24 protein-coding genes and 1 pseudogene are annotated in these 26,743 nt (G+C 63.9%); 13 read left to right on the forward strand and 12 right to left on the reverse strand.

The genetic code is table 11. The annotated features are described in order from the left end of the window. Positions 1 to 319: 319 nt before the first annotated feature. The gene (locus M653_RS0104215; RefSeq protein ID WP_027142173.1) at positions 320 to 1,207 is read left to right on the forward strand and encodes a phosphotransferase family protein; all 888 of its coding nucleotides are present in this window, start codon (positions 320 to 322) and stop codon (positions 1,205 to 1,207) included. Next, positions 1,204 to 3,657: an FAD-dependent oxidoreductase gene (locus M653_RS0104220; RefSeq protein WP_027142174.1), complete on the forward strand. Its 2,454-nt coding sequence runs from the start codon at positions 1,204 to 1,206 to the stop codon at positions 3,655 to 3,657. The genes M653_RS0104215 and M653_RS0104220 overlap by 4 nt, the downstream gene beginning before the upstream one ends. Here M653_RS0104220 and M653_RS0104225 read toward each other — a convergent pair. Continuing rightward, positions 3,654 to 4,286: a class I SAM-dependent methyltransferase gene (locus M653_RS0104225; RefSeq protein WP_027142175.1), complete on the reverse strand. Its 633-nt coding sequence runs from the start codon at positions 4,284 to 4,286 to the stop codon at positions 3,654 to 3,656. The two genes, M653_RS0104220 and M653_RS0104225, sit on opposite strands and share 4 nt — an antisense overlap. Before the next feature lie 94 nt (positions 4,287 to 4,380). Here M653_RS0104225 and M653_RS0104230 point away from each other — a divergent pair, with 94 nt between their 5' ends. After that, positions 4,381 to 5,283 (forward strand): phosphotransferase family protein, encoded by a 903-nt coding sequence (locus M653_RS0104230; protein WP_027142176.1) that lies wholly within the window; start codon positions 4,381 to 4,383, stop codon positions 5,281 to 5,283. A gap of 135 nt (positions 5,284 to 5,418) precedes the next feature. Here M653_RS0104230 and M653_RS0104235 read toward each other — a convergent pair whose 3' ends face one another. Beyond that, positions 5,419 to 6,342 carry a DMT family transporter gene (locus tag M653_RS0104235; RefSeq protein WP_027142177.1) on the reverse strand — a complete coding sequence of 308 codons (924 nt, stop codon included), beginning with the start codon at positions 6,340 to 6,342 and terminating at the stop codon, positions 5,419 to 5,421. An 82-nt stretch (positions 6,343 to 6,424) separates the two neighbouring features. Beyond that, positions 6,425 to 7,705 carry an amidohydrolase family protein gene (locus tag M653_RS0104240; protein WP_027142178.1) on the reverse strand — a complete coding sequence of 427 codons (1,281 nt, stop codon included), beginning with the start codon at positions 7,703 to 7,705 and terminating at the stop codon, positions 6,425 to 6,427. 150 nt (positions 7,706 to 7,855) lie between these two features. Here M653_RS0104240 and M653_RS0104245 point away from each other — a divergent pair, with 150 nt between their 5' ends. Continuing rightward, positions 7,856 to 9,610, forward strand: coding sequence for an ABC transporter ATP-binding protein (locus M653_RS0104245; protein WP_027142179.1), 1,755 nt, complete (start codon positions 7,856 to 7,858; stop codon positions 9,608 to 9,610). 165 nt (positions 9,611 to 9,775) lie between these two features. Here M653_RS0104245 and ilvD read toward each other — a convergent pair whose 3' ends face one another. Beyond that, positions 9,776 to 11,620: a dihydroxy-acid dehydratase gene (ilvD, locus tag M653_RS0104250; RefSeq protein WP_027142180.1), complete on the reverse strand. Its 1,845-nt coding sequence runs from the start codon at positions 11,618 to 11,620 to the stop codon at positions 9,776 to 9,778. 246 nt (positions 11,621 to 11,866) lie between these two features. Here ilvD and M653_RS0104255 point away from each other — a divergent pair, with 246 nt between their 5' ends. Continuing rightward, positions 11,867 to 12,337, forward strand: coding sequence for a VOC family protein (locus M653_RS0104255; RefSeq protein ID WP_027142181.1), 471 nt, complete (start codon positions 11,867 to 11,869; stop codon positions 12,335 to 12,337). 55 nt (positions 12,338 to 12,392) lie between these two features. Here M653_RS0104255 and M653_RS0104260 read toward each other — a convergent pair whose 3' ends face one another. From M653_RS0104260 to M653_RS0104270, 3 genes are all read right to left on the reverse strand, one after another. Continuing rightward, entirely contained in the window at positions 12,393 to 13,985 is a 1,593-nt protein-coding gene (locus tag M653_RS0104260; protein WP_027142182.1) for a peptide chain release factor 3, read from the reverse strand. A gap of 100 nt (positions 13,986 to 14,085) precedes the next feature. Further along, complete coding sequence (locus tag M653_RS0104265; RefSeq protein ID WP_027142183.1) at positions 14,086 to 15,015, reverse strand: haloalkane dehalogenase; 930 nt, start codon at positions 15,013 to 15,015, stop codon at positions 14,086 to 14,088. Then, positions 15,012 to 15,608 (reverse strand): TetR/AcrR family transcriptional regulator, encoded by a 597-nt coding sequence (locus M653_RS0104270; protein ID WP_027142184.1) that lies wholly within the window; start codon positions 15,606 to 15,608, stop codon positions 15,012 to 15,014. Before M653_RS0104270 ends, M653_RS0104265 begins: the two co-directional genes overlap by 4 nt. A 120-nt stretch (positions 15,609 to 15,728) precedes the next feature. Between M653_RS0104270 and M653_RS1000000135295 the strand changes: the two are divergent. After that, positions 15,729 to 16,770, forward strand: a pseudogene (locus M653_RS1000000135295) (FAD-dependent oxidoreductase). Here the strand turns inward: M653_RS1000000135295 and M653_RS0104280 are convergent. The 3 genes from M653_RS0104280 to M653_RS0104290 all read right to left on the reverse strand — a co-directional run bounded on the left by M653_RS0104280 (position 16,764) and on the right by M653_RS0104290 (position 19,524). Next, positions 16,764 to 18,137: an amidase gene (locus M653_RS0104280; RefSeq protein WP_027142185.1), complete on the reverse strand. Its 1,374-nt coding sequence runs from the start codon at positions 18,135 to 18,137 to the stop codon at positions 16,764 to 16,766. The pseudogene M653_RS1000000135295 and the gene M653_RS0104280 sit on opposite strands and share 7 nt — an antisense overlap. A gap of 322 nt (positions 18,138 to 18,459) precedes the next feature. After that, entirely contained in the window at positions 18,460 to 19,260 is an 801-nt protein-coding gene (locus M653_RS0104285) for a class II glutamine amidotransferase (protein WP_027142186.1), read from the reverse strand. Between the two features lie 15 nt (positions 19,261 to 19,275). Continuing rightward, positions 19,276 to 19,524, reverse strand: coding sequence for a DUF6356 family protein (locus tag M653_RS0104290; RefSeq protein WP_027142187.1), 249 nt, complete (start codon positions 19,522 to 19,524; stop codon positions 19,276 to 19,278). Positions 19,525 to 19,637: 113 nt separating this feature from the next. Here M653_RS0104290 and M653_RS0104295 point away from each other — a divergent pair, with 113 nt between their 5' ends. The 6 genes from M653_RS0104295 (at position 19,638) to M653_RS0104320 (ending at position 24,320) form a co-directional block, all read left to right on the forward strand. Further along, positions 19,638 to 20,108, forward strand: a complete 471-nt coding sequence (locus M653_RS0104295; protein WP_027142188.1) for an Lrp/AsnC family transcriptional regulator — start codon at positions 19,638 to 19,640, stop codon at positions 20,106 to 20,108. Positions 20,109 to 20,204: 96 nt separating this feature from the next. Beyond that, positions 20,205 to 20,690, forward strand: coding sequence for a dUTP diphosphatase (dut, locus tag M653_RS0104300; protein ID WP_027142189.1), 486 nt, complete (start codon positions 20,205 to 20,207; stop codon positions 20,688 to 20,690). A 54-nt stretch (positions 20,691 to 20,744) separates the two neighbouring features. Next, positions 20,745 to 21,416: an HAD family phosphatase gene (locus M653_RS0104305; protein WP_027142190.1), complete on the forward strand. Its 672-nt coding sequence runs from the start codon at positions 20,745 to 20,747 to the stop codon at positions 21,414 to 21,416. Between the two features lie 169 nt (positions 21,417 to 21,585). Next, on the forward strand, positions 21,586 to 22,437 hold the full coding sequence (locus M653_RS0104310; protein ID WP_027142191.1) for a hypothetical protein: 852 nt from the start codon (positions 21,586 to 21,588) through the stop codon (positions 22,435 to 22,437). Positions 22,438 to 22,512: 75 nt separating this feature from the next. After that, positions 22,513 to 23,307, forward strand: a complete 795-nt coding sequence (locus M653_RS0104315) for an oxaloacetate decarboxylase (protein WP_027142192.1) — start codon at positions 22,513 to 22,515, stop codon at positions 23,305 to 23,307. Positions 23,308 to 23,321: 14 nt separating this feature from the next. Continuing rightward, the gene (locus M653_RS0104320) at positions 23,322 to 24,320 is read left to right on the forward strand and encodes a proline racemase family protein (RefSeq protein WP_027142193.1); all 999 of its coding nucleotides are present in this window, start codon (positions 23,322 to 23,324) and stop codon (positions 24,318 to 24,320) included. A gap of 4 nt (positions 24,321 to 24,324) precedes the next feature. On the opposite strand, the gene M653_RS0104325 is transcribed toward M653_RS0104320, so the two are convergent. Both M653_RS0104325 and M653_RS0104330 read right to left on the reverse strand, forming a co-directional pair. Then, positions 24,325 to 25,035 carry a sulfate transporter family protein gene (locus M653_RS0104325; protein ID WP_027142194.1) on the reverse strand — a complete coding sequence of 237 codons (711 nt, stop codon included), beginning with the start codon at positions 25,033 to 25,035 and terminating at the stop codon, positions 24,325 to 24,327. 119 nt (positions 25,036 to 25,154) lie between these two features. Next, positions 25,155 to 26,057 (reverse strand): EamA family transporter, encoded by a 903-nt coding sequence (locus M653_RS0104330; protein WP_027142195.1) that lies wholly within the window; start codon positions 26,055 to 26,057, stop codon positions 25,155 to 25,157. A gap of 276 nt (positions 26,058 to 26,333) precedes the next feature. On the opposite strand from M653_RS0104330, the gene M653_RS0104335 reads away from it, so the two are divergent. Further along, the coding region (locus M653_RS0104335; protein WP_027142196.1) for an adenosine kinase at positions 26,334 to 26,743 on the forward strand (410 nt) is incomplete at its 3' end.

Below are 26,743 nucleotides of genomic sequence, written 5' to 3' on the forward strand. Positions count from 1 at the left end.
TTTTTATTGACAGAAGAGCAACCCTGGCGTGAAATCCAATCCCAACAGGGGTTCGGAGCTGCAGCGGGAGGATGATTGGCAGAGCCGCAACTCATTGACCAGGCAGCCTGCGATGTGTCTGGCGCAAGGAATTTTCAGATCCGCGGGGGCGGATGCCGGGTTCAAAAACCTGGCCAAGGGGCTCGTCGGTGCGGTGCGGGATACCGATCCTGGCGTCCCGCACCGACGAGATTTTTTGCGTTTCTCCCCGCCGTCGTTGCGCTGCCCAGGGCGCTTGGCGAAACCCGGCAAACCAGCCCAGCAAACCAGGGATGATCCCGTGATTGCCGAAGACCGCATCCGCGCCCTGCCCTGCTGGACGGGCGCCATCGAGATCGCGCCGCTGCCCGGCGGCTTGAGCAACGCGAATTATGTGGTCACCGACACGGCCGGCAAACATGTCGTGCGCTTCGGCCAGGATTATCCGTTCCACCATGTCTTCCGCGAACGCGAGGTGATGACCGCGCGGGCGGCTCACGCCGCCGGGTTCGCGCCGACGGTCCATTATGCCGAACCAGGAATCCTGGTGACGGCGTTTCTTGGCGCCAAAACCTATCTGGCCGAGGACGTGCGCGCCAATCTCGGCCGCGTCGCGGCGCTGATGCGCGGCTTCCACCGGGAGATGCCCAACCATATCTCCGGCGCGGGCTTCATGTTCTGGGTGTTCCACGTCATCCGCGACTATGCGCGCACGCTTGAAGAAGGCGACAGCCGCAAGCGCGGTGACCTGCCGCGCTTCCTGGCGTTGGCCGACGAACTGGAGCGCGCTCAGAAATTGCTGCCGATCGTCTTTGGCCACAATGATCTTCTGCCTGCCAATATTCTCGACGACGGCAGCAGGCTGTGGCTGATTGATTTCGAATATGCCGGCTTCAACACGGCGATGTTCGACCTCGCCGGCGTCGCTTCCAACGCCGGCATGAGCGATGAGGAATCCTTCGCCTTCCTGACCGCCTATTTCATGAAGGAACCGGATGAGGCGATCCGCCGCTCGCACGCCGCCATGCAATGCGCCTCGCTGCTGCGCGAAGCGATGTGGAGCATGGTGTCGGAACTCTATCTCGACGCGCCCGGCATCGACTACGTCGCCTACACCGAGGAAAACCTGGTGAGGCTCGACGCGGCGCTGGAAAGCTACCGGACAAAATACGGGATCCTGAAATCATGACCTTGCCTAGCCAGGCCGCGATCGTCGTCATCGGCGGCGGCATCATCGGCTGTTCGACGGCCTATCATCTGGCGCGCGACCACAAGGCCGACGTGGTGCTGCTCGAACAGGGCAAGCTGACCTCGGGCTCGACCTGGCATGCCGCCGGCCTGGTCGGGCAATTGCGCTCGTCGGCCTCGATCACGCGGGTACTGAAATACTCCGTCGACCTCTACAAGGGGCTGGAAGCCGAGACCGGGCTCGCCACCGGCTGGAAAATGACCGGCTGCCTCAGGCTCGCCACCAATGCCGACCGCTGGACCGAGTACAAAAGGCTGGCGACGACGGCGAGAAGCTTCGGCATGGACATGCAGCTTCTGTCGCCCGCGGAGGTCAAGACGATGTGGCCGCTGATGGAGACCGGCGATCTGGTCGGCGCGTCCTGGCTGCCGACCGACGGCCAGGCGAGCCCTTCCGACATCACGCAGTCGCTGGCCAAGGGCGCGCGCATGCATGGCGCCAAGCTCTACGAGGGGGTGTGTGTCACCGGCTTCGAGATGAAGGGCGGCCGCATCACGGCGGTGAAGACCAATCAAGGCGACATCGCCTGTGACAAGGTGGTGAACTGCGCTGGGCAATGGGCGCGGCAGGTCGGCGCCATGGCCGGCATCAACGTGCCGCTGCAGCCGGTGAAGCACCAGTACATCATCACCGAGAAAATCGCGGGGCTGGCGACTGACGCGCCGACGCTGCGCGACCCCGATCGGCGCACCTATTTCAAGGAAGAGGTCGGCGGGCTGGTGATGGGCGGCTATGAGCCGAACCCGCAGGCCTGGACAACCGGTCTCCCCGGAGGCGACGTGCCCGACGACTGGGAGTTCCGGCTGTTCGACGACGATTACGAGCATTTCGAGCAGCACATGGCTCAGGCGATCGCGCGCGTGCCGGCGCTGGAGACGGTCGGCGTCAAGCAGATGATCAACGGGCCGGAAAGCTTCACGCCCGACGGCAATTTCATCCTCGGCGTGGCGCCCGAATGCGCCAACATGTTCGTCGGCGCCGGCTTCAACGCTTTCGGTATCGCCTCGGGCGGCGGCGCCGGCTGGGTGCTGGCGCAATGGGTGGTCGACGGCGAGGCGCCGCTCGACCTGTGGGTGGTCGACATCAGGCGCTTTTCCAACCTGCACCGCGACCGGCAATGGGTGTGCGAGCGCACGCTGGAAGCCTATGGCAAGCACTACACGATCGGCTTCCCGCACGAGGAGTACGTCAGCGGCCGGCCGCGCATCGTCTCGCCGCTGTATGAGCGGTTGAAGCAGCAACGCGCCGTGTTCGGCTCGAAGCTCGGTTGGGAGCGGCCAAACTGGTTCGCGCCGAAGGGCGTCGAGCCAAAGGACCTCTATTCAATGGGCCGGCAGAACTGGTTTGCCGCCGTCGGCGACGAGCACCGGCACGTGCGCGAGCATGTCGGCATCTTCGACCAGTCGTCCTTCGCCAAATATGAGCTGAGCGGCCCCGACGCGGCCAAGGCCCTTGACTGGATTTGCGCCAACGACGTCAGCAAGCCGGTCGGCCGGCTGACCTACACGCAACTCCTCAATACGCGCGGCGGCATCGAGGCTGACCTGACCGTGTCGCGGCTGGTCGAGGAAAAATTCTACATCGTCACCGGCACCGGTTTCCGCACCCATGACGCCTCGTGGATCAGCGACCATATTGGCGCAGGCCTCGATGCCCAGCTCGCCGATGTCACCGAGGATTTCGGCACGCTGTCGCTGATGGGGCCGCGCGCCCGCGATGTGCTTTCGGCCGTGACCAATGCGGATGTGTCGAATGCCGGCTTCCCGTTCGGCCATGTGCGGGAAATCGGCATCGCGGGTCACAGGGTCCGGGCGCTGCGTGTCACCTATGTCGGCGAACTGGGCTGGGAGCTGCATGTGCCGATCGCCGCCACCGGTGAAGTCTTCGACGCGCTGATGGCGGCGGGCGGGAAGCACGACATCCGGCCGGTCGGCTACCGCGCGCTGGAATCACTGCGGCTGGAAAAGGGCTATCGCGCCTGGGGCTCCGACATCACGCCCAATGACACACCGCTGGAGGCCGGGCTGGGCTGGGCCGTAAAGCTGCGTAAGAACACCGACTTCGTCGGACGACGCGCACTTGAGAAAGTTGGCGGCGCAGCGTCGATGAAACGGTTCGCCGGCTTCACAGTCGATGACCAGGAGATCGTGCTGCTCGGCCGCGAAACCATCCTGCGCAACGGCGAGCCGGTCGGTTATCTCACAAGCGGCGGCTACGGCTACACGGTCGGCAAGAACATCGGTTACGGCTATGTGCGCAACGCCGAGGGGGTGAACGATGATTTCCTCGCCTCGGGCAGCTATGAACTGGTGGTGGCGATGCAGCGGACGCCGGCTCAAATCTGTCTTGAGTCGCTATACGACCCGGCAATGAAGCGCGTGAAGGCTTAACGCACGCGCAAAGCAAGGCCACGGCTGGGGACGGTATCGGCCTCGCCAGGCATCGAGACGTAGGGACGTGTTTCCTCAATGCGGACGACCAGGCCTTGCGCCTCGAGTTCGGCGATGCGCGCGGCAAAGCCCTGATCCCACAACGTGTTCTTGACCGTCAGCACGATCACTCCGCCCGGCCGGCAGATGCGGATCAGTTCGTCCAAACCGTCGGCGCCGACATGACCCGAGGTGAACACACCGGCCGAGATGATGCCGGCATAGGTGTCGTTGGGAAAAGGCAGGTCACCGCCGAGTGCCAGGCAATGCAGCGCCGAATAGACGCCCTTGCGCGCGGCCTGATCCAGCATGCCCTGCGAGATGTCGAGCGCCTCGACCTGGGGATAGCCGGCAATGTCGAGCCATTCGCCGATCAGCCCGGTACCTGCCCCGGCGTCGAGCAGCGAGGCTGAACCGCGCGGCAGATGGCGGGCCAGCAAGGCAAGGCAGATCGTCGGGTGGCGGTAGCCGGCGGTCGACATATCGGCGTCATAGGTTTGCGACCACCTGTCATAGAGTGCCGCCACCTCTTCCGGGCGCTTGGCCGCGTAGGCCTCGCCGAGCGCGCCTTGATGTTTGCCGTCCGTCACGTGTCCACAAACTCCCTGTCTTGCCGGGATGATAGCCAAACGGCGAAAATTGTGGAACCGTTGTCGCAAAGAAATAGCGCGTGGGGACGCAGGCATGGTGACAGACGAGGCGCGGGCAAAACTTGCCGCCATTCCGGTGCTGGCTGGCTACACCGGGCCGCTGGAACGGCTTGGCGGCCTCACCAACCTCGTCTTCAAGGCCGGCGATTACTGCCTGCGCATTCCGGGCAAAGGCACCGAGGAATACATCAACCGCGCCAACGAAGCGGTGGCGGCGCGCGAGGCGGCGAAGGCCGGCGTCAGTCCCGAGGTGCTGCATGCCGATGCCGCCACGGGCCTGATGGTGACGCGCTACATCGCCGATGCCGAGACGATGTCGCCGGAGAAATTCAGGGAGCGGCAGGGCAGTCCGGCCCGGGCGGCCGAGGCCTTCCACAAGCTGCACGCGTCCGGCGCGGTATTCCCGTTCCGCTTCGAGCTGTTTTCGATGATCGATGACTATCTCAAGGTGCTGTCGACCAGGGATGTCGCCCTGCCCGCCGGCTATCATGACGTGGTGCGCGCGGCCGGCAGCGTGCGCTCGGCCCTGGCCGTTCACCCCTTGCCCCTCGTCGCCTGCCATTGCGATCCGCTGTGCGAAAATTTTCTCGATACGGGCGAGCGGATGTGGATCGTCGACTGGGAATATTCCGGGATGAACGACCCCCTCTGGGACCTCGGCGATCTCAGCGTCGAAGGCAAGTTCGACGCGGCCCAGGACGAGGAGTTGATGCGCGCCTATTTCGGTGGCGAGGCGAAGCCGGCGGAGCGCGGCCGCGTCGTCATCTACAAGGCGATGTGCGACCTGTTGTGGACGTTGTGGGGGCTGATCCAGCTCGCCAACAACAATCCGGCCGACGATTTCCGCGCCTATGCCGACGGCCGCTTCGCACGCTGCAAGGCGCTTATGGAGACAGAGGAATTTTTGCGGCACCTTGCTGCGGTACGCCAGGGCTAAAGCGCGGCATTGGACACCCGAAATCCGGGCCCTACAGCATGTCGCGGCGAACAGGATTCACCGCGACATGCTGTAGGCTTCTGATTTTATGCATGTCGTTGTCCCGGAACCGAGTACACTTCCGGGCGACATGCATTAGTTCACACCCTTCGGCACGTTCTCCGGCGGCACCGTGGTGTCGACCACTTTCTGGCGATGGAAGATGAACAGGCCGGCCAGAACGATGATGCCGGAGCCGATCAGGATGCGCGGGCCGGGAACGTCGCCGAAGAACACCAGCCCGAACACCACCGCCCACAGGAGCAGCGTGTAGTGCAGCGGCGCCAGCGTCGAGGCTGGTGCCAGTTTCAGCGCCCGCGTGATCATCAGATGCGCACCGCAGGAGACGATGCCGAGCAGCAGCATCGCGCCGAGATCGAGCGCTGACGGCGTCTTCCAGGCACCGATGGTCAGCACGCCGCCAACCAACAGCGTGCCGATCGTCTGCCATGTCACCAGATTGGTGTCGCTGGTGCCGCGCAGGCGCCGGTTGAGGATGATGGCGAATGCGAAGGCAAGACTGCCGACAAGCGCGAAACCCGACGACAGCGAAAACGCGGCAGAGGACGGTTTCAGCATGATCACCACGCCGCAGAAGCCAAGCAGGATCGCCACCCAGCGGCGCCAGCCGACCTTTTCGCCAAGCAGGAAATGCGATAGCGCCGCCACATAGATCGGGCCAGCCATGTAGAAGCTCATCACATCGGCAAGCGGCAGAAAGACGACGGCGGCGTAGAACAAAGCGGTGTCCAGCGTCGTCGCCACCACGCGCAGGACCTGCAGCCCGGGCCGTTCCATCTGGAACAGTCTGCCAGCGCCCTGGTTGGCGATCATCGGGCCAAGCACGATGAAGGCGCCGATAGAGCGGATCAGCACCACCTGGCCGACGGAAAAGCTGGTGACCAGCCATTTGCCCATCGCGTCGTTCAGCGCAAACAGAAAGTCGCCCGCCAGCATCAGCAGGATGCCGGCGAGAAGCACATTCTTGACCATCGAATTCCGGGCGACGGGCTCAACCATGCCCGGCTCCTAGAGGCAAGCGCCAACTTTGACGAGTGGGAATCGAAGAAACGGTAAGACCAGCCGCGGGAATCGGCTGTATCTACCCGGATTTGTGCCGCCGGTTCACCTGCGACGGCCTGCCGGAGATCGAAAGCCTGGTATCCTGCCTTGTCCGCTCCGCCACCACCTTGCCCCTGGCGATGACGCAGATGCGCTCGGCGCGCAGGCGCAGGGCCTCGATCGGATTGCCGGCATCGACGATCACCAGGCTGGCGCGCTTGCCGACAGCCAGGCCAAGATGATCAAGGCCCATGATCGCGGCGTTGACGTTGGTAACCATGTCGAAGCAGCGCGCCATGTCGGCGGGGCTCGACATCTGGGCGACATGCAGGCCCATGAAGGCGACGTCGAGCATGTCGGCGGTGCCCAGCGAATACCAGGGATCGAGCACGCAATCCTGACCCCAGCCGACACGGATGCCCAGCGCCTGCATTTCCTTGACCCGCGTCATGCCACGCCGCTTCGGGAACGTGTCGTGACGGCCCTGCAGCATGATGTTGATCAGCGGGTTGGGTATCGCCGAAACCCCGGCCTCGGCGATCAGCGGCAACAGTTTCGAGACGTAGTAATTGTCCATCGAATGCATGGAGGTGAGGTGCGAACCGGCCACCCTGCCCTGCAGGCCGAGGCGCTGCGTTTCATAGGCCAATTGCTCGATGTGACGCGACAGCGGGTCATCTGTCTCGTCGCAATGCAGGTCGACCATGAGGCCGCGTTTTGCCGCGATCTCGCACAATTCGGTCACCGAGCGCCTGCCGTCGGCCATGGTGCGCTCGAAATGCGGAATGCCGCCGACGATGTCGACCCCCATGTCCAGCGCGCGCATGGTATTTTGGCGCGCCGTCGGCGAGCGATAGAACCCGTCCTGCGGGAAGGCCACCAATTGCAGATCGATATAAGGGGCGACGGCCTTCTTGACCTCCAGCAGCGCCTCGACCGCCAGCAGCCTGTCGTCGCAGACATCGACATGGGTGCGGATGGCCAGCAGCCCCATCGACACCGCCCAGTCGCAATAGGCGAGCGCGCGATCGCGCACAGCTTCGTGCGTCAAGCACGGCTTCAGTTCGCCCCACAGCGAAATGCCCTCGAGCAGCGTGCCCGACGCGTTGATGCGCGGAATGCCGTAGGACAGCGTGGCGTCCATATGGAAATGCGGATCGACGAAGGGCGGCGACACCAGATTGCCACGGGCGTCGACCTCGGTCCGCGCGGAACCCTCGAGCTTCGGCTCGATCGCCGCGATCGTCTCGCCGCTGATGCCGATGTCGGCTATGCCGCCATCCGGCAGCGTGCCGCCACGAACGATTAGGTCGAAATCCATCTCTCATCATCCCGCTTGAAGAATCACAGTTGCATCGTGTCTCAAAAGACAGCCTGCCGCAGCGGTTTCTTTCCATGGCGGCAAAGGTTCCCACCGGCGGCAACTCCCTCTATAAGCCGCCTTCGTCATCCCGGCATCAAGGATCAGCCGTTGTTTCGCTTCTTCCGCTCGACGGAAAACCAGCGCCTCGTCGCAAGGCTGCTCCGGGAATCGTTCCGGCAGCACAGGGCCGGCTACGCCGCCGCCATCCTGTCGATGCTGGTGGTGGCCGGCATGACGGCCGCCAGCGCCTGGATCCTGCGCGAAATCACCAATGAATTCGTGATCGACAAAAGGGTCGATCGCGTCAACATGATTGCCGTGGCGGTCGCCGCGATCTTCATCGTCAAGGGCATCGCCAACTTCGTCCAGGCCTACTTCATGAGCCGGGTCGGCAACGCCATCATCGCCGAACGGCAGCGCAAGATCTACGACCGCATCCTGGCGCAAGGCATCGAATTCTACCACTCGACCTCGTCGTCCGACCTGATCACCCGCATGACCAACAATGCCCAGGCGGCGCGCAACGTGCTCGACCTCATCGTCACCTCCTATGCGCGCGACCTGGTGACGCTGGCTGCCTTGATTGGGGTCATGGTCTGGCAGCAGCCGGCGCTGTCGCTGATCTGCTTCGTCGTCGGTCCGCTGGCCATCTATGGCGTCAACCGCATCCTGAAGCGTGTACGCAAGTTCGCCGCCATGGAGTTCCGCTCGGTCGGCCAGATCGTCCAGGTGATGCAGGAAACCGCGATCGGCGTGCGCGTGGTCAAATCCTTCAACCTCGAAGGCTTGATGCGCAAGCGCATGTACAGGGCGGTGTCCGATGTCGAGGACCGAGCCAACAACATCGCCGCTCTGGAAGCGGTGACCAATCCGGTGATGGAAACGCTGGCCGGCCTGGCGATCGCCGGCGCCGTCATGGTCAGCGGCTTACTGGTTCTGAAGGGCGGCCAGATGCCTGGCAACATCATGGCCTTCATCGCGGCGCTGCTGCTTGCCTATGAACCGGCAAAGCGCCTCGCGCGCGTCCGTATCTCCCTGGAAAGCGGCATTGTCGGCGTGCGCATGATGTTCCAGTTGGCCGACGAGCCTCTGACATTGGCCGAGAAGCCGGATGCAAGGCCGCTTCATGCCGGACCTGGCGAGATCCGGTTCGACGCCGTCAGCTTCGCCTATCAGAATGGCCCGCCAGTGCTTGACCGGTTCGACCTGACCCTTGCGGCCGGCAAGATGACGGCGCTGGTCGGCCCCTCCGGCGGCGGCAAGTCGACGATCCTGAACCTGATCATGCGCCTATATGACCCGAAGAGCGGCAGGGTGCTGCTTGACGGACAGGATATTTCCTATGCCACGCTCGCCTCGCTTAGGGAAAAGATCGCCTATGTCAGCCAGGACACGTTCCTGTTTGCCGGCACGATCATGCACAACATCCGGCTTGGGCGGCAGGATGCGACCGACGACGAGGTGATCGCAGCGGCCAAGGCGGCCAACGCGCATGACTTCATCATCGCGCAAGCGAAAGGCTACGAAACGGATGTCGGCGAGAATGGCGGCCTTTTGTCGGGCGGCCAGCGCCAGCGCATCTCGATCGCCCGCGCCATGCTGCGCAATGCCGAAATCCTGCTGCTGGACGAAGCGACCAGCGCGCTCGACGCCGAATCCGAGGCGCTGTTCCGCGATGCGCTGCAACAGCTGACGGAGGGGCGCACCACGATCGTCATCGCCCACCGCTTGTCGACCGTGCACCAGGCCGACACGATCGTGGTGCTGGAAGCCGGCAAGGTGGTGGAAAGCGGCCCGCACAAGACCCTGCTGGGGCAAGGCGGGCTTTACCAGAAGCTTTATGAGTATCAGTTGATGCCGTGAGGTTTTTTCCTTCTCCCCTTGTGGGAGAAGGTGGATCGGCGCGCAGCACCGAGACGGTTGAGGGGTGGGTGACGGAGTGCCGTCGGCGTCAAGCTGGAGCACCCCTCATCCGACCTCGCTTCGCGAGGCCACCTTCTCCCACAAGGGGAGAAGGAAGAACCGCCCTTACTCCGGCACGTGCCTCACGGCCCCCTTGTCGGCACTGGTGGCGAAGGCAGCGTAGGCGCGCAGCGCGGTCGTCACCTTGCGCTTGCGCTTTTCCTGCGGCCTCCAGGCGTCCGCGCCCTTGGCCTCCATGGCCGCCCGGCGCGCATCGAGTTCCGCGTCGTCCACGGCGAGGCGGATGGTGCGGTTCGGGATATCGATCTCGATCGTATCGCCCTCCTGCACCAGCCCGATCAGCCCGCCTTCCGCCGCTTCAGGCGAAGCATGGCCGATGGACAGGCCCGAGGTGCCGCCGGAGAAGCGGCCATCGGTGACCAGCGCGCAGGCCTTGCCCAGGCCCTTCGACTTCAGATAGCTGGTCGGATAGAGCATTTCCTGCATGCCGGGGCCGCCGCGCGGTCCCTCATAGCGGATGACGACGACATCGCCAGCCTTGATCTCATTGGCAAGGATCGCCTTGACCGAAGCGTCTTGGCTCTCGAAGACGCGCGCCGGACCGGTGAATTTCAGGATCGACTCGTCGACGCCGGCCGTCTTCACGATGCAGCCGTCGAGCGCCAGATTGCCTTTCAGCACGGCAAGGCCGCCATCTTTCGAGAAAGGCGTCTTCGCCGAGCGGATGACGCCGGTTTCGCGGTTCGTGTCGAGCTCGTCCCAGCGGCGGTCCTGGCTGAAGGCGACCTGTGTCGGCACGCCGCCGGGAGCGGCGAGGAAAAAGTCGCGCACATTCTGGCTCGAGGTGCGCGAAATATCCCAATGGTCGAGCGCTTCGCCGAGGCTGGCGGTATGCACCGTCGGCAGATCGCGATTGAGCAGTCCGGCCTCGTCGAGCTGGCCGAGGATGGCCATGATGCCGCCGGCGCGATGGACGTCTTCCATGTGCACGTCGGACTTGGCCGGCGCCACCTTGCAAAGGACGGGCACCCGCCGCGACAGCCGGTCGATGTCCTCCATGGTGAAGTCGACCTCGCCCTCATGGGCGGCGGCCAGGATGTGCAGCACCGTGTTGGTCGAGCCGCCCATGGCGATGTCGAGCGTCATGGCGTTCTCGAAGGCGCCCTTCGAGGCGATGCTGCGCGGCAGTGCGCTCTCGTCATCCTGCTCGTAGTAGCGCTGGGCGAGATCGACGACGAGATGACCGGCCTCGACGAACAGACGCTTGCGGTCGGCATGCGTGGCCAGCGTCGAGCCGTTGCCGGGCAGCGACAGGCCGAGTGCCTCGGTCAGGCAGTTCATCGAGTTGGCGGTGAACATGCCCGAGCAGGAGCCGCAGGTCGGGCAGGCCGAGCGCTCGATGACCTTGACGTCCTCGTCGGAGATCTTGTCGTCGGCAGCGGCCACCATGGCGTCGACCAGGTCGAGCGCCTGCGTCTTGCCGGCCAGCACGACCTTGCCGGCTTCCATCGGCCCGCCGGAGACGAACACGGTCGGGATGTTGAGGCGCAGCGAGGCCATCAGCATGCCGGGGGTGATCTTGTCGCAGTTGGAGATGCAAACCATGGCGTCGGCGCAATGCGCGTTGACCATGTATTCGACGGAATCGGCGATCAGCTCGCGCGACGGCAGCGAATAGAGCATGCCGTCATGGCCCATGGCGATGCCGTCGTCGACCGCGATGGTGTTGAATTCCTTGGCGACACCGCCGGCCTTCTCGATCTCGCGCGCGACCAGCTGGCCGAGGTCCTTCAGATGAACATGGCCCGGCACGAACTGGGTGAAGGAATTCACCACCGCGATGATCGGCTTACCGAAATCACTATCCTTCATGCCTGTGGCGCGCCACAGGCCGCGGGCGCCGGCCATGTTGCGGCCATGGGTGGTGGTGCGGGAACGGTAGGCGGGCATGTTTTTTCCTTGGTGTGGCTGTGGCCGAAGAATGGCGCGGCGGCGCTGAATTTTGATCGCAGGGGTTATAGACGCGCAACTATGGTCTGGCCACAATTTTGCAATGCGCCAGATTCTCCGGGAAAATTCGATGCCACTGTCGGATCTGGCGTCTCATGGCCGTCCTTGGGCAGACGGCAAGAAATGGCGCCATTCCGGGAGCCAGCCGTTCCATTGTGGCAGCAAGAAGCAACCGAGGAGCACGACATGCAAAAGATCACCACCTTCCTATGGTTCGACGACCAGGCCGAAGAGGCCATGAACCATTACGTATCCATCTTCAAGAATTCGAAGGTGCTGAGCGTCACGCGCTGGCCGCAGGGCCATGCTTCGGAAGGCAAAGTGCTGGTGGCATCGTTCGAGCTCGACGGCGTGCAGTTCCAAGCGCTCAATGGCGGCCCGCAATACAAGTTCACGGAGGCCATGTCGCTCTCGATCGACTGCAAAACGCAGGACGAGGTCGATCATTTCTGGAGCAAACTCACCGAGGGCGGCGGCGAACCCGGCCGATGCAGCTGGCTGAAGGACAAGTTCGGCGTTTCCTGGCAGGTCGTGCCGGAGCAATTGCCGCGACTGCTTCAGGACCCTGACAGGGCCAAGGCCGGCCGGGTGATGTCGGCGATGATGCAGATGGGCAAGATCGATATCGCCAAATTGGAGGCGGCGGCGAAAGGGTGATCGTAAGTGAGTAGCGAGTAGTGAGTAGTGGATCACTACTCGCTACTCGCTAGAATCACGCCGCTTTGTCGCGAACCTGATAATCCTTGATCGTGGCGAAGCGGATCGCTTTCCAGCGCTCGGCTTCGTAGTTCAGCGAGAAGGCGTGCTGGGCCAAGAACACCGGGTCGTTGTCGAGGTCGCGAGCGATGTCGCCGCGATGCGCCTCGATGAAGCGAAGCACCTCGGCCTTGTCGTCGGCCGAGATCCAGCGGCAGACCGAAAAACGCGACATTTCGAATTCGACGGGCAGCGTGTATTCGAAATTGAGACGCTCTTTCAGCACATCGAGCTGCAGTGCGCCGACGACGCCGACGATGGCCGGTGAGCCGTCCTCTGGCGAGAACAGCTGAACGACGCCTTCCTCGGCCATCTGGTGCAGCGCTTCCTTGAGTTTTTTCGCTTTCATCGCGTCGCCGAGGCGGACACGACGCAGGATTTCCGGGGCGAAATTCGGCACGCCGCGAAACAGGATTTCCTCGCCCTCGGTCAGCGTGTCGCCGATGCGCAGCGTGCCGTGGTTGGGGATGCCGACGACATCGCCGGCGAAGGCTTCGTCGGCGGTGACACGGGTGCGGGCGAAGAAGAATTGCGGCGCCGAGAGGCTCATCGGCTTTCCCGTGCGCACCAGCTTGGCCTTCATGCCGCGCTCGAGCTTGCCCGAGCAGACGCGCACGAAGGCGATGCGGTCGCGGTGGTTGGGATCCATGTTGGCCTGTATCTTGAAGACGAAGGAGGTCATTTTCTCCTCCGTCGCCTCGATGGTGCGGGTGTCGGCCTCCTGCGCGCGCGGTGGCGGGCCAAAGGCGCCAAGCGCCTCGATCAGGTCGCGCACGCCATAATTGCGCAGCGCCGAGCCGAAATAGACCGGCGTCAGATGGCCCTCGCGATAAGCGTCGATGTCGAGCGGGCGGCAGGCTTCGCGCGCGAGCTCCAGTTCCTCGATGAAAGCCTCGCGCTCGTTTTCCGGCAGCAGGCCGGCAACGCGGTTGGAATCGGGACCCTTGACCGGCGTGCGTTCCTTCTCGTCGTCGCCCTTGCGCACGGCGTTCAGCGTCAGGTGATAGGTGCCGGAAAAAGTCTTGCCACGGCCGATCGGCCAGGTGATGGGCGCGGTGTCCAGCGCCAGCTTCTGCTCGATCTCGTCCAAAATCTCGAACGGATCGCGGCTTTCACGGTCCATCTTGTTGACGAAGGTGATGATCGGGATGTCGCGCAGCCTGCAGACCTCGAACAGCTTCAGCGTGCGCGGCTCGATGCCCTTGGCGGCGTCAATGACCATGACGGCCGAGTCGACCGCCGACAGCGTGCGATAGGTGTCGTCGGCGAAATCCTCGTGGCCCGGCGTGTCGAGCAGGTTGAAGACGTTGTCCTCATATTCGAACGTCATCACCGAGGTGACGACAGAAATGCCGCGCTCGCGCTCGATCTTCATCCAGTCGGAACGCGTCTGGATGCGGTCCTTCTTGGCCTTGACCTCGCCGGCAAGCTGGATGGCGCCACCGAACAGCAGCAGCTTTTCGGTCAGCGTCGTCTTGCCGGCGTCGGGGTGGGCAATGATCGCGAAAGTGCGGCGGCGCGCCACTTCCTCTGGAATAATTTCGGGCATTCTCTTGGGATTTCCGTGTGACAGGCCGGGCTTCTAGCAGCGCAGCGCCGGGCTGTCGACCGGTCCGGCGGCGTGAACGCCGCCGGTTGCATGGCTTGCTTCAGGCGGGTTCGTTCATGCGGCCCGCCTGAACGACCCCCGGAAGCCAGCCGGCGATAGCGCTGCCGATCGTGTCGGCATGATCCTCCTGCAGGTAGTGCGCGCCAGGCCCGAGATCGATGAAACGGCAGTTCTTCGAGCTGGCCGCGAATTCGCGTGCGGCCTGCGGTGAGATAAGCGCGCCTGGATCGCCGGCGAACAGCAATTTTGGATAGGTGGACAGCCGCAGCGCCCGATGGTCGTGTTCGCTGATGGCGGCGACGTCGGCGGGCTGACCCTCGATCGGCAATTCCCGGGGCAAACGCAGCACCGGCCTGCGCGATCGCGGCGTCGGGAACGGCGCCCGGTAGACGGCCATCTCTTCGTCGCTCATTGTGCGCAGCACCGAGGCCGGCAGCAATTTTTCGACGAAGACATTGTCTTCCAGGACCAGCTTCTCGCCGATATCGGGCGTACGCAACGCCTTGAACATTTCGCGAGCTTGCGGACGCTGGTGAAAGTCCTCCCAACGCTCGAAGGGCCGGATGAACTCCATGAAGGCGAGGCCGAGAACGCGGCGCGGCCACCGCGCCGCAAGATGGAAGGCCAGGGCAGTGCCCCAATCCTGGGCGACCAGAACCATGTCCCTGATGTCGAGCGCGTCGAGAAAGGCGTCGAGGTAGCGGACATGGTCGAAGAAGCGATAGTCGATATCGGGCTTGCCGGATTGGCCATAGCCGATCAGGTCAGGCGCGATGCAGCGCCCGAACGGCGCCACGTGCGGGATGATGTTGCGCCAAATATGCGACGAGGTCGGATTGCCATGCAGGAACAGCACGGTCGGACCGGACGCGCCGGCCTCGACAAAGGACATGGTCGAATCGAGGATGGCGATTTGCGAACGTCTCGCTGCGGCGACGCCCGCCTGAGGTATGTCGGCGTTCGAAGTCATGGGATCGGCTCCTTTCCAAAGACTGTGCTGAAGATGATCTTCTTGAACCGCTCGAGCGGCTCGGGGCTACGCTCGACTTTCATACGCAGCATGGCGCCTTGCCAGGACGACAGCAGGAAGTCGGCAAGGTCCTCGGCGTCGAAGGCTCTCGTGATGTCACCGGTCGCCTGGCCTTCGGCGATGCAGGCCGCGAAGGGCTGACGCCAGCGCTCGAAGATAGCGACCAGCCGCAGGCGCAGCGGTTCGCTGTGCACGGCGGTCTCAAGACTGAGATTGCCGATCATGCAGCCGCGCGCCCAATCATGCGCTTCAAGCTTCGAGGTGATGAGATCGAGATAACGGCGCAGCCTGCCGACAGGCGGGGTCCCATCCCGCGCCAGCGCTGTTTCGACCAGTCCGCTGACGTAGGCGAAATAGCGTTCGACCACTTCGCCAACAAATTGCTCCTTGGAGGCAAAATGGTTTGTGAAGGAGCCCGGCCGGGCGTCAGCCGCGGCGACGATGTCGCGCACGCCGGCGGCGGCATAGCCCGAGTCCCAGATGGTCTGGAAACCGGCATCGAGGAGTTTTTCGCGGAGTGATTGTCTAGCCATGGTCGTATAATACGTACGTACGTATTGATGTCAAACTGCCTTTTTTACGGCATTCGATGTTGGCAAGCGGCAGACAGGATGGCACTTGGATGACATGTCACCCTTGGATCAGGAGCGAAGATGAGCGCCGGCAAACAAGTGATCGTCATCGGCTTGGGCATCATCGGTGCGTCGATTGCCTGGCACCTGACCAAAGCGGGCGCCCAGGTAACGGTCGTCGCCGACAGCGAGGCCGGGGGTGTCGCGACGCCCAATTCCTTTGCCTGGATCAATGCCAGCTGGGGCAATCCGGAGCCTTATTTCCGGCTGCGCAGCCACGCCATGGCCGAATGGTCTCGGTTGGCGAGAGACCTGCCCGGCCTGCCGCTCAACTGGTGCGGCGGCCTGTGCTGGGATCTTTCGGCGGCGGATATGGAAACCTATGCCGCGGAGCATTCAGCCTGGGGCTACGGCATCGAGCGCGTCGACCGTGCCGGCGCGGCGCGCATCGAGCCGAATCTCGCCGAACCGCCGGATTTCGCTTTGCATGTCGCCGAGGAAGGTGTTGCCGAGCCGGTCGCAGCCACCAAGGCCCTGCTGGCCGATGCCGAACAGCGCGGCGCGCGCATCCGTTCCAGTACGGTCACGGCGCTGATCCAGACCAATGGCAGGATAACCGGCGTGGGCACATCGCATGGGCTGATTGCCGCCGACGAGGTGGTGATCGCGGCAGGCGTCGGCTCGCCGGACATTGCCGCGACCGCCGGCATCAACCTGCCGATCGAGACCCCGCCCGGCCTGATCGTCCATTCGCGGCCATACAAGAAGCTGCTCAACGGACTGGTGCTGGCCGAGCGGCTGCACATGCGCCAGACGGCGGAAGGCCGCATCATCGCCGGCTCGGACTTCGGCGGCGCCGATCCGGGGATGGATGCCAAAGCCACCGCCCGCGCGTTGTTCGCGGCCACGAAAGCCATGTTGCGCGACAGCGACGGACTTGAGTTGGATTTCCACACGGTCGGCTACCGGCCGACACCTATCGACGGCTTTCCGATCATCGGCCGCGCCGAAGGCATGGATGGCGTCTACATAGCGGTCATGCATTCCGGCATCACGCTGGCGCCGGCGCGGCAAGCGCGACCCGCTGCTGGCGCCTTACGGACTCTCGCGCTTCGCTCAATAGCCGGGCGGACGACTGAAGCCGCCGGTCAAGGGCGCCACCGCCTTGCCCATGGCGAGCAACCGCGCCTCCGACCAGCGTCCACCGACAAGCTGCAGACCGATCGGCAGGCCGTCGCTGTCCTGTCCGCAAGGTATCGAAAGCGCCGGATGGCCGCTGTAGTTGAAGACGGCGCCGTAGGCCGGCAACATCCAGTAGCTCTGGTCCTTGCCGTCGACTTTGATCGCGGTGCCCGGCGCACAATGCGGGAATGCCGTGGTCATGGCGACCGGGCAGAGCAGCGCGTCCCAATCCTCGAAAAAACGGTCCCAGGCGAGAATGGATTTGTCGCGGCGGGCCAGCGCCTCGAACCAGCGCGAGACCGATGTCGGCTCCTCCGGCGGTTCCTGCTGCGCCGCCTCCATGATCATGCCGATCAGCGCGCCGCCCTGGGCAAGATCGTCGTGCAGGTCGAGCTTGGGCAGTTTCGCTTCCTCGATGATGGCGCCGGCGTCTTGCAGTCGTCTTGCGAGATTTTCGACCTCCGCACTGATGCCGCCGGCCACTGGGAACCCGGGAAAGGAGGGCGCGAAAGCGATGCGCAGAGTTTGGAGGTCGAGCTTCGGCATGGCCTCGATCGGCACTGGCGCAAGGTCGGTGTCGTGGTCGTCCGGGCCGGCGATGATCCGATAGATCAACGCCAAATCGTCGATGCTGCGCGCCAGTGGGCCGAGACAGGACATCAGCCGCACGCTACGCGCGGCACCGCCTGGATCCGGAAAGGCTCCGGCCAGCGAAACGCGATGTTCCGTCGGCTTCAGGCCGTAGACGCCGCAGAACGCCGCGGGAAGGCGGATCGAGTCCTGCATGTCGGTGCCGACGTCGAACGGTGTCATGCCTGTGCAGACGGCGGCAGCGGCGCCGCCGCTGGATCCGCCCGGGGTGCGTTGGAGATTCCAGGGATTGCTGGTGCGGCCGAACAGCGGATTGTCCGATTGCCAGTCGGAGAGCATGGTGGCGACATTGGTCTTGGCCATCAGCACACCGCCGGCTGCCTTCAACCTGTTAACGACCGGGCTGTCCTCTTTCGCCACATAGTTGGAGAAGGGCGGGAAACCTACCGTGGTTTTCATGCCAGATGTCTCGTGCATGTCCTTCAGCGTGAAGGGGACGCCGTGCAGCGGCCCAGGTGTGGCACCGCGCGCCAGTGCCGCGTCTGCCTTCCCGGCACGCTCGCGAGCCCCGTCCCTGTCGAGCGAGATGACGGCGTTGACGGCAGGGTTGTGCCTGTCGATCTGCGCGAAGTGGGCGTCGAGCGCTTCGACGGCGGAGATTTTGCGCGCGGCGATGGCGGCGGCGAGATCGGTGGCTGTGGAAAAGGCAAGGTCCATGATCGAGGCTCCGGCTTGCTGCCGCCTGCCCGTCAAGATGGCGGACAGCGGCGTGGCTTCAAGCAGAGTTGAGCATTCATTGGAGGCCCGCGCTTGATTGGGATTGCGTTGAGGTCGGCACTCTACGGCGCCCCCCTCTGTCCTGCCGGACATCTCCCCCACGGGTGGGGAGATTGGCAGCGTCGGCTCCGGCGCCTTTTCTTCAACGCTGAAAATTGGCGAAAGCCGTCGTGGTATCCGATCTCCGCCCTCGTGGGGGAGATGTCCGGCAGGACAGAGGGGGCGCTGTCCCGCGACGTTAACCAGATGCACGAAAGTGAGGTTACCCAACCAGCGCCAGCTTCGCCGCAACCGGCGCAAACGGACGAATGTCGATGCCGTCCCTTGTCATGGTGACGAAGCTCGATGGCGGGATCGCCTGCCAGTCGCCGCCCTCTCGATCGAAGGGTTCGGAAACGATGCAGCGGCCAGCGCCCTTGCGGAAGATGGATGTGTAGAGCGTCGGCGCCTGGGCGTCGGAGGCATAGCGCACCGCATGCAGCGCCTGTCCGTCGGAGAAGGCGGCGGTCAATTTCAGCGCCGGCTCGAGACCAGCGCGGCGCGAGGCTTCCAGCACGCGGGAGGTGGCGCGGGAAACGGCGCCTTGCGGGTCGGACGAAAGCCCTTCGTCGATCATGAGCAGAAAAAACAGTTCGGAATCGGTGGTGCCTTCGCGCTGGTCGAAGACAGCGTCGGACAACGAGTTCTCCAGCGCGCGGCGGATCTTCTCGAAGCCGCCGATCTGGCCGTTGTGCATGAACGACCAGCGGCCGGAGATGAACGGATGGCAATTCATGCGGCTGGTGGCGCCGCCGGTCGAGGCCCGCACATGGGCGAGAAACAGGCCGGATTTGATCTGCCGGCACAGGCTCTTCAGGTTGGGATCGGACCACGCCGGCAGGATGTCGCGGTAGAGACCGGGCTCCGGCCGGTCGCCGTACCAGGCAAGGCCGAAACCATCGCCATTGGTCGGCGACTTCGCTTCCTGGGCGCAGTGGCTCTGGGCGATCAGCGAGTGACAGGGCGCCGTGAGGATGTCTTCGAGAAAGACCGCTTCACCGAGATAGGCCGCCCACCGGCACATCGCTTCCGTCTTCCTTTAGGCGCGATCCGGAAGAGCAGCGGGCTCGTTGATCGCGTGTGTGCCTCTGTTGTGCGTCCGCTCGTAGAGCTCGCGAATGATTCGGCTGGCGGTAGTCTCAAAGAGAAATGGCAAGAAAGCGTGAACAAATGCTGCTCCCGCCGCCATCAGCAGGCGCGACGAAAACCATGCGGCGAAAGCCATATGGCCGAAATAGGTTTCGCCGACCTTGGCCGGATGGGAGGTGAAAATCCTTGCGATCGACATGCTGGTTCCCCTTCAGCGCTTGCGTTCCGATATGAGTATCCTGACACGCCTCACCGGTTCATTGGTCCCAAAATATCCTTGTATTTTGCGACTTCATGGGACAAACATCTCACATGACACTGGCAATCGACGAACTTGATCGGAAATTGCTCGCCGAACTGCAACGCGACGGCACCTTGTCGGTCGACCAGCTGTCGGAGCGGGTGGCCTTGTCGCGCAATGCCTGCTGGCGGCGCGTCAAGCGGCTGGAGGAAGCTGGCGTCATCACCGGCCGCGTGGCGCTGGTCGATGCCGAGAAGCTCGGACTTGGCCTTTCGGTGTTCATCCTGATCCGCACATCGAACCACGACCCGGACTGGCTGCAGAAATTCCGCGCCGCGGTGGCGGGCTTGCCCGAAATCATCGGCGTCTACCGCATGTCCGGCGATCTCGACTATGTGCTGCGCGCCCGCGTCGCCGACGTGAAAGCCTATGACCGGCTCTACCAGCGGCTGATCGCCAAGGTGGCCTTGTCGGATGTTTCCGCCTCCTTCGTCATGGAGGAGATCAAGGAGACGACGATGGTTCCGATGGAAGTGCGTTGAGCCGTCCTCAGGCCACAGTGATGCCCGAAAGAAAGCCGTTGATAGCCCTGCGGTCGAGTTGACCGAATCGGCAATCGCGCCGATAGGATCGATTTTATGCGCGCAGCCCTTCAAACACCTTCCGTCATCGGTCCGACCGTCGGCTTCGTCAGGTTGCCGCATGGTGAGGGTCTTCCGCTTCCCGCCTATGAAAGCGCCGGCGCCGCCGGCATGGATTTGCGCGCGGCGGTGCCCGAAGACCGGCCGCTTCTGATCCTGCCGGGTAAGCGCGCCTTGGTGCCGACCGGGCTGATCCTGGAAATTCCCGAGGGCATGGAAGGCCAGGTGCGGCCACGCTCGGGCCTTGCCTTCAAACATGGCCTCACCGTCCTCAATTCACCGGGCACGGTCGACAGCGACTATCGCGGCGAGCTGAAGGTGCTGCTGGTCAATCTCGGCGACGAGGACTTCGCCGTGACGCGCGGCATGCGGATCGCCCAAATCGTTTTCGCCGCCGTGACGCAGGTGGCGGTGGAAGAGCGTTCGCTGGCCGGCGGCACGGCGCGCGGCTCGGGCGGATTCGGATCGACCGGCACCGCCTGATGCATGGCTGTGTTTCGGCACAGCGAACCGTTTTGCCGGGTAGGCTGATCCAATATGACTGAAACACGGCCGCTGCCAAAGCTTGTCATCTTCGACTGCGACGGGATCCTGGTCGATACCGAGAACCTCGCCAACCGGCGGCTGGCCGAATGGCTTAGCGCGACTGGCTATCCAACGACCTTCGAATATTGCCGCAAGAACTTCTCCGGCCGAAGCATGGTCTCGGTGCAGAAGGAGATCGAAGAGACGACCGACGTCAGGCTCGGCGCCGATTTCGTCGAGCGCTGGAATGCAGGCCTGCCGGATCTGTTCGCACATGGCGTCGAGGCGATCCCTTATGTCCGGGAGTTCATCGAGGCGGTCCGCGCGGCCGGCATCGCCTATTGCGTCGCCACCTCGGCAAGGATCTCCAAGATGCACATAACCCTTGGCCAGACCGGGCTGTTGCCGCTGTTCGAACATGCCATGTTCAGCGCCACCATGGTATCGCGCGGCAAGCCATTCCCCGACCTGTTCCTGCACGCCGCCAGAACCATGGGCTTCGCACCCGCCGACTGTATCGTCGTCGAGGACAGCGTCGCCGGCACGCAGGCCGGGATCGCCGCCGGCATGCGGGTGTTTTCCTATCATGGAGACCCCTATTCCGACCGCGACGGCCTGATCCAGGCCGGCGGCATCCTGTTCGATGATATGCGCGAACTCGCCGGACTGGTGCCGATCCACTGATTTCGCCGGCCGGATAGGCTAATGCATGTCGCCCGGGATAACGACATGCATAAAATCAGAAGCTTACAGCAGGTCGGGCGAATCCTATCCGCCGCGACATGCCGTAGCTGCGCGGCCCGGCAAGCCATGTTAGCTTCGCGGTGCTTGCGGTTAGGGGACGATATCAAGCATGTCAGGATTTTTGCATCGGCTCGTCCTTGCCTGCCTGTTGCTGCCATTGCTGTGCGGCGCGGCCGGCGCCCAGGATGCCGCCAGCCCGGACCTCGGCAAACCCATCGCCGGCCACGCCGATACGACCTATGCCGATCTCATCAGGATGGTCGTTCCGGATCTGACGGCGAAGGCCGACTATTATGTCGGTTCCTCGCCTATCGAGATGCGGCACATTGCCGGTCCCGACAATGACAGCTCGCCACCAGAGGCACCGAGCGTTTTCAGCGCCGGCGTACTTGGCATCAAAGCCGGCGGCAAGGACCGGCTGGCCATGCTGTTCGACCTCGGCGAGTCGCCCGACAGCACGGAGGGCTATGCGGTGCTGGCGCTTTATGACCTCACCGGCAAACCGAAGCTGCTCGATGCCGTCAATGTGGCGACCGACCGTTTCACCTTCTTTCGCCACCCCGGCAAACTTTCGCTCGGCGCCAGTGACGATGCGCTGATGATCTCCAGCACGCATTTCAATTCGAACCAGGGCTACATGTCGACGCCGCTTATCCTGGTGCGAGACGACCGTTTTGAGCTGATCGACCTCATCAACACGTTCGACGAAAATGTCTGTTCCTACCGGCGCTCCCAGGACCTGACCTTCCAGGCTTTGAGCGATGGCTCGCCCTACGCAGCGATCAAGGCGACGATAACCGACAAGACAGTGCCTGGCGAAGAGACTTGCGACGAACCCGCCCCGAAGGCCGTCTCGAACGACATTTCCGTAACCTACCGCTGGGACAAGAAAACGGCGCGCTATGTCGCCGATTCCGACGCTTTCGAGAAATTGGCAGCAGACAACGAGAAACGCTTCTGAACCAACCGCATTCGTTTGCCCGGCCACGAACAGCGCGGTAGCATCCGCCCCGACACTCGTCATGGGGGAGCATTCATGGACAAGGGCAAGATTTTTCGCGACCTGCATGCCTCGACCTTCGTCATGCCCAATCCCTGGGATCCGGGCACGACGAAGCTGCTTGGCTCTTTCGGCTTCAAGGCACTGGCCACGACCAGCGCCGGCTTTGCCTTTTCGCGCGGCCTGCCGGACGGCGCCGTGAGCTTCGACCAGATGATCCATCATTGCCGCGAGGTGACGGCCGCGACCGAACTGCCGGTCTCGGCCGATCTCGAGAAGGGCAAGGGCGACAGCCCCGAGCAGGCCGCCGAGACCATTTTCGCGGCGGAAGCCGCCGGGCTTGCCGGCTGCTCGATCGAGGACCACACCGGAGTTCCGGAGAAGCCCATCTATGAATTTTCGCACTCGGTCGAGCGTGTCGCCGCCGCGGTGGAGGCGGCGCGGGCGCTGAAGCGCGACTTTGTCTTCACGGCGCGGGCCGAGAATTTCCTCTGGGGCAAGTCCGACCTCGACGACACGATCAAGCGGCTGCAGGCTTTCGAAAAGGCTGGCGCCGACGTGCTCTATGCGCCGGGCATCGGCGACGTCGAGATGGTACGGACCTTGTGCTCGGCGGTCGGCAAGCCGGTCAATGTCATGGCGAGGCCCGGCTTCACCATCGCCGACCTTGCCATGGCTGGCGCGAAGCGAATCTCTCTTGGGCCCAATTTCGCCTACGGCATGCTTGAGACGGCGGCGCGCGAAATCCAGCAGGACGGCACGTTCGGCTTCACTCGCGCCGCCATGCCGTTCGGCAAGCTGCAGGCGCTGTACGGCAAATCCCAGGGTTAGGACAGGCCGGCTGCATGAACCTTACTGTCGTCGACATGCATACGGGCGGCGAGCCTCTCCGGATCGTCACGGGCGGCTATCCCAGTATTCCCAAGGGCACCATCCTGGAGAAGCGCGCCTATGTGCGCGACCATCTCGATCATTTGCGCAAACTGCTGATCTTCGAACCGCGCGGCCATTACGACATGTATGGCGCCCTGCTGGTCGAGACCGATTTGCCCGGTGCCGACCTGGCCGTGCTGTTCATGCACAATGAGGGTTATTCGACCATGTGCGGCCACGCCATCGTCGCGCTCGGCCGTTATGCGATCGATCAAGGGCTGGTGGCCAAGCAGGAGCCGTTCACCACCGTGAACATCGAGGCGCCGTGCGGCCTGGTCGTCGCCTCGGTCGCGGTCAGCGACGGCAAGGCCGGTTCGGTGTCGTTCGAGAGCGTGCCGGCCTTTCTGTTTGCTGGCGACCAACAGATCGAGCTGACGGAATATGGCAAGATCGGTTTCGATGTCGCCTATGGCGGCGCCTTTTACGCGCTGGCCGACTGTCATCAATTCGGCTTGGAGTTCGGCCGCGACCGCGTGCGCGATTTCGTCGACGCGGCAACCGCGCTGACGAACCGGCTCAAGGCCGAGTTTCCGCTATCGCATCCCGATCATGATGACCTCGCCTTCCTCTACGGCACCATCCTGACCGACGGAAAGGACGTCTTTTCCGGGGAAGTCACCAGGAATGTCTGCGTCTTCGCCGAGGCGGAGGTCGACCGCTCGCCGACCGGTTCCGGCGTCACCGCCCGGCTGGCGGCCATGCATGCCAGGGGCGAGATCGCCATCGGGCAGAAGCGCATTTTCGAGAGCATCGCCGGCTCGCGCTTTTCCGGGGTGGTGGCGCGAACGGCGAAGGCCGGCCCGCACGAAGCGATTGTCGCCCGCGTCGGCGGCCGTGCCTATTATTCCGGACGAGCCGAATTCATTGTCGAACCGGACGACGAGCTGGGGCGCGGCTTTCTCCTGCGCTGAAGGCTCAACCGCGTGCGGGACGGGCCGCTTCCCGTGCCGAGACCGCCTTGTGCAGATGTACCATCATGGCGGCGGCGAAGAGCGGCGTCAGCAGGTTGAGCAGCGGCACGGCGAGGAAGGCCGCGATAACCAGCCCGGAGAGAAACACCGTGCCGGCATAGTGCCGGCGCAGGGCCCTCGCATCTTCCTCGGGGCGAAAGCGCATGGCGGCGAATTCGAAGAATTCGCGTCCGAGCAGGTAGCCGTTGACGATGAAGAAGGCGGCGATGTTGATGCCCGGCACCAGCAGAAGCAGCAAGGCGACGATGTTGCCCAGGATGACGACGCCAAAGAATTTTATTGCCAGCACCAGCGATCGCAATGCCGGCATGGCGCGTCCGGCCGGGTCGCCGGGGTAGTCGGTGCGCTCGACCACTTCGGCGACATCGTCGAGGAACAGGCCGGCGATGACGGCCGTGACCGGCGCGACCAGCAGCGCCATGCCGAAGGCCAACGCGATCGCGGCGATTAGTCCGCCCAGCCAACCGGCCCAGGACGGTATACCGGGCAACAATGTCTGGAGCCACGGCAGGACCAGCCATTCGACAAGGCTGGTCAGGCCGAACCACAGGGCGACCAGCGCCAAAAGGGTCAGGCCAAGCGTCTTGATGAACACGGAGCGAAACGGAGGCGAGAGCAACTCCAGGGCCGCGGTGCGGGCAGCGTCGAAAATCACCGTGCTTCACCCCAAGGTCAGCGGACACAGCCACAAGGCAGGACGTTCCCGAGATAGGCAGTGCGGCCCGCGAGCACAAGCGCGGGCCGTTGCCAGCCTCGCACTCACCCGAAATCTGCCTATCGGGCGGAGGCCGGCTTGCGGGCCGGTATGGTCATGGCCGCCACGCCGACAACGACGAAACCCATGCCGAGCCAAGCCGTGGGACCAAGGCTTTCACCGAGGAACACGGCACCAATGCCGACACCGATCGGCACGCGCAGATAGGCCTGAGACGTCGTGCCCACCGACCCCAGCGTGTGGATCAGACGGAAATAGATAACGAAAGCCAGTGCCGTCGAAAACACGGACAGGCCGAGCAAAGCGAGGATGGAAGCCGCCGAAGGCGCCAGCATCCACGGCTGGTCGACCGCCAGGCTGAGCGGCACCAGCATGACGGCGCCGCACAGCATCGAACCAGCGGCGGGAAGCATCGGATCGAGGCCCCTGAAGCCGCGGCCGAAGATCGCGGCGCCCGCATAGCACACCGTTGCCGCGACGATGGCTAGCTGTGCCCAGAGCTGGTGGCCGATGCCGCCAAGCGCCTGCGTGCCGACGATCAGGCAGATGCCGGCAATGCCGGCGCCGACGCCGACCAGCTTGCGTGCCGTCACCGGCTCATGGCGGGTGATGAGCGCCGTCAGCAGGAAGGTGAAGATCGGCGAGGTGGCGTTGAGGATGGTGGCAAAGCCGGCGTCGACCGAACGCTCGGCGGCGGCGATCAGCGTGAACGGGACGACGCTGTTGAGGCAGGCCTGGAAGGCGAAGCGGCGCCAGCTTGCCGCGTCGCCCGGCATGGCAAGCCCGCGCCAGCGGACGACGGCGAACAGGATGGCGCCGGCGATCAGGGTGCGTGCCGCAATGAAGGTGATGGGCGGGATGGTCTCGACGCCGATCTTGATGAAAGTGTAGGACGCGCCCCACAGCACCGCCAGCACGCCGAGCAACACCAGGTCGGTGGTCGTATCGCTCTTTGCTGACATGGGCTTGCCGCCTTCGGATCGGGATCGAACAAGCCCTTTTAGGCAACGCCACGGCGAAATGCTTCGGCCACGATCGAATTGTCGTAACGCCTGGGTACAACGAAAACCAACTGCAGAACTGTCTTGCAGGCGCGCAGTCGCGGGCTTCTTCGGCAAAGGACGGGCCTCGCCGCCACGCCGGCAACGACAGAAAATCGGTTGCCAGTTTTCAGGGTCATGCTGTAGACCCGCGCGGGCATGGCAAGAAGCCGGCTCGGGTTTTTGGCGGAGACATTGATGCCGGATTATGACGTGCTTTGCATCGGCAATGCGATTGTCGACATCATCGCCCAGTGCGAGGAGGACTTCCTCGANANCAACGGCATCATCAAGGGCGCGATGAANCTCATCGACACCCACCGCGCCGAATTGCTCTACAGCCGCATGGGCCCGGCGATCGAGGCCTCCGGCGGCAGTGCCGGCAACACGGCGGCCGGTGTCGCCTCCTTCGGCGGACGCGCCGCCTTCTTCGGCAAGGTCTCCAACGATGCNCTGGGCGAAATCTACGCGCACGACATCCACGCGCAGGGCGTCGCCTTCGACACCAGGCCGCTCGAGGGCGAGCCGCCGACGGCGCGCTCGATGATCTTCGTCACCCCCGATGGCGAGCGCTCGATGAACACCTATCTCGGCGCCTGCGTCGAACT

Source organism: Mesorhizobium sp. WSM3626 (genome assembly GCF_000513935.1).
Classification (GTDB): Bacteria; Pseudomonadota; Alphaproteobacteria; order Rhizobiales; family Rhizobiaceae; genus Mesorhizobium; species Mesorhizobium salmacidum.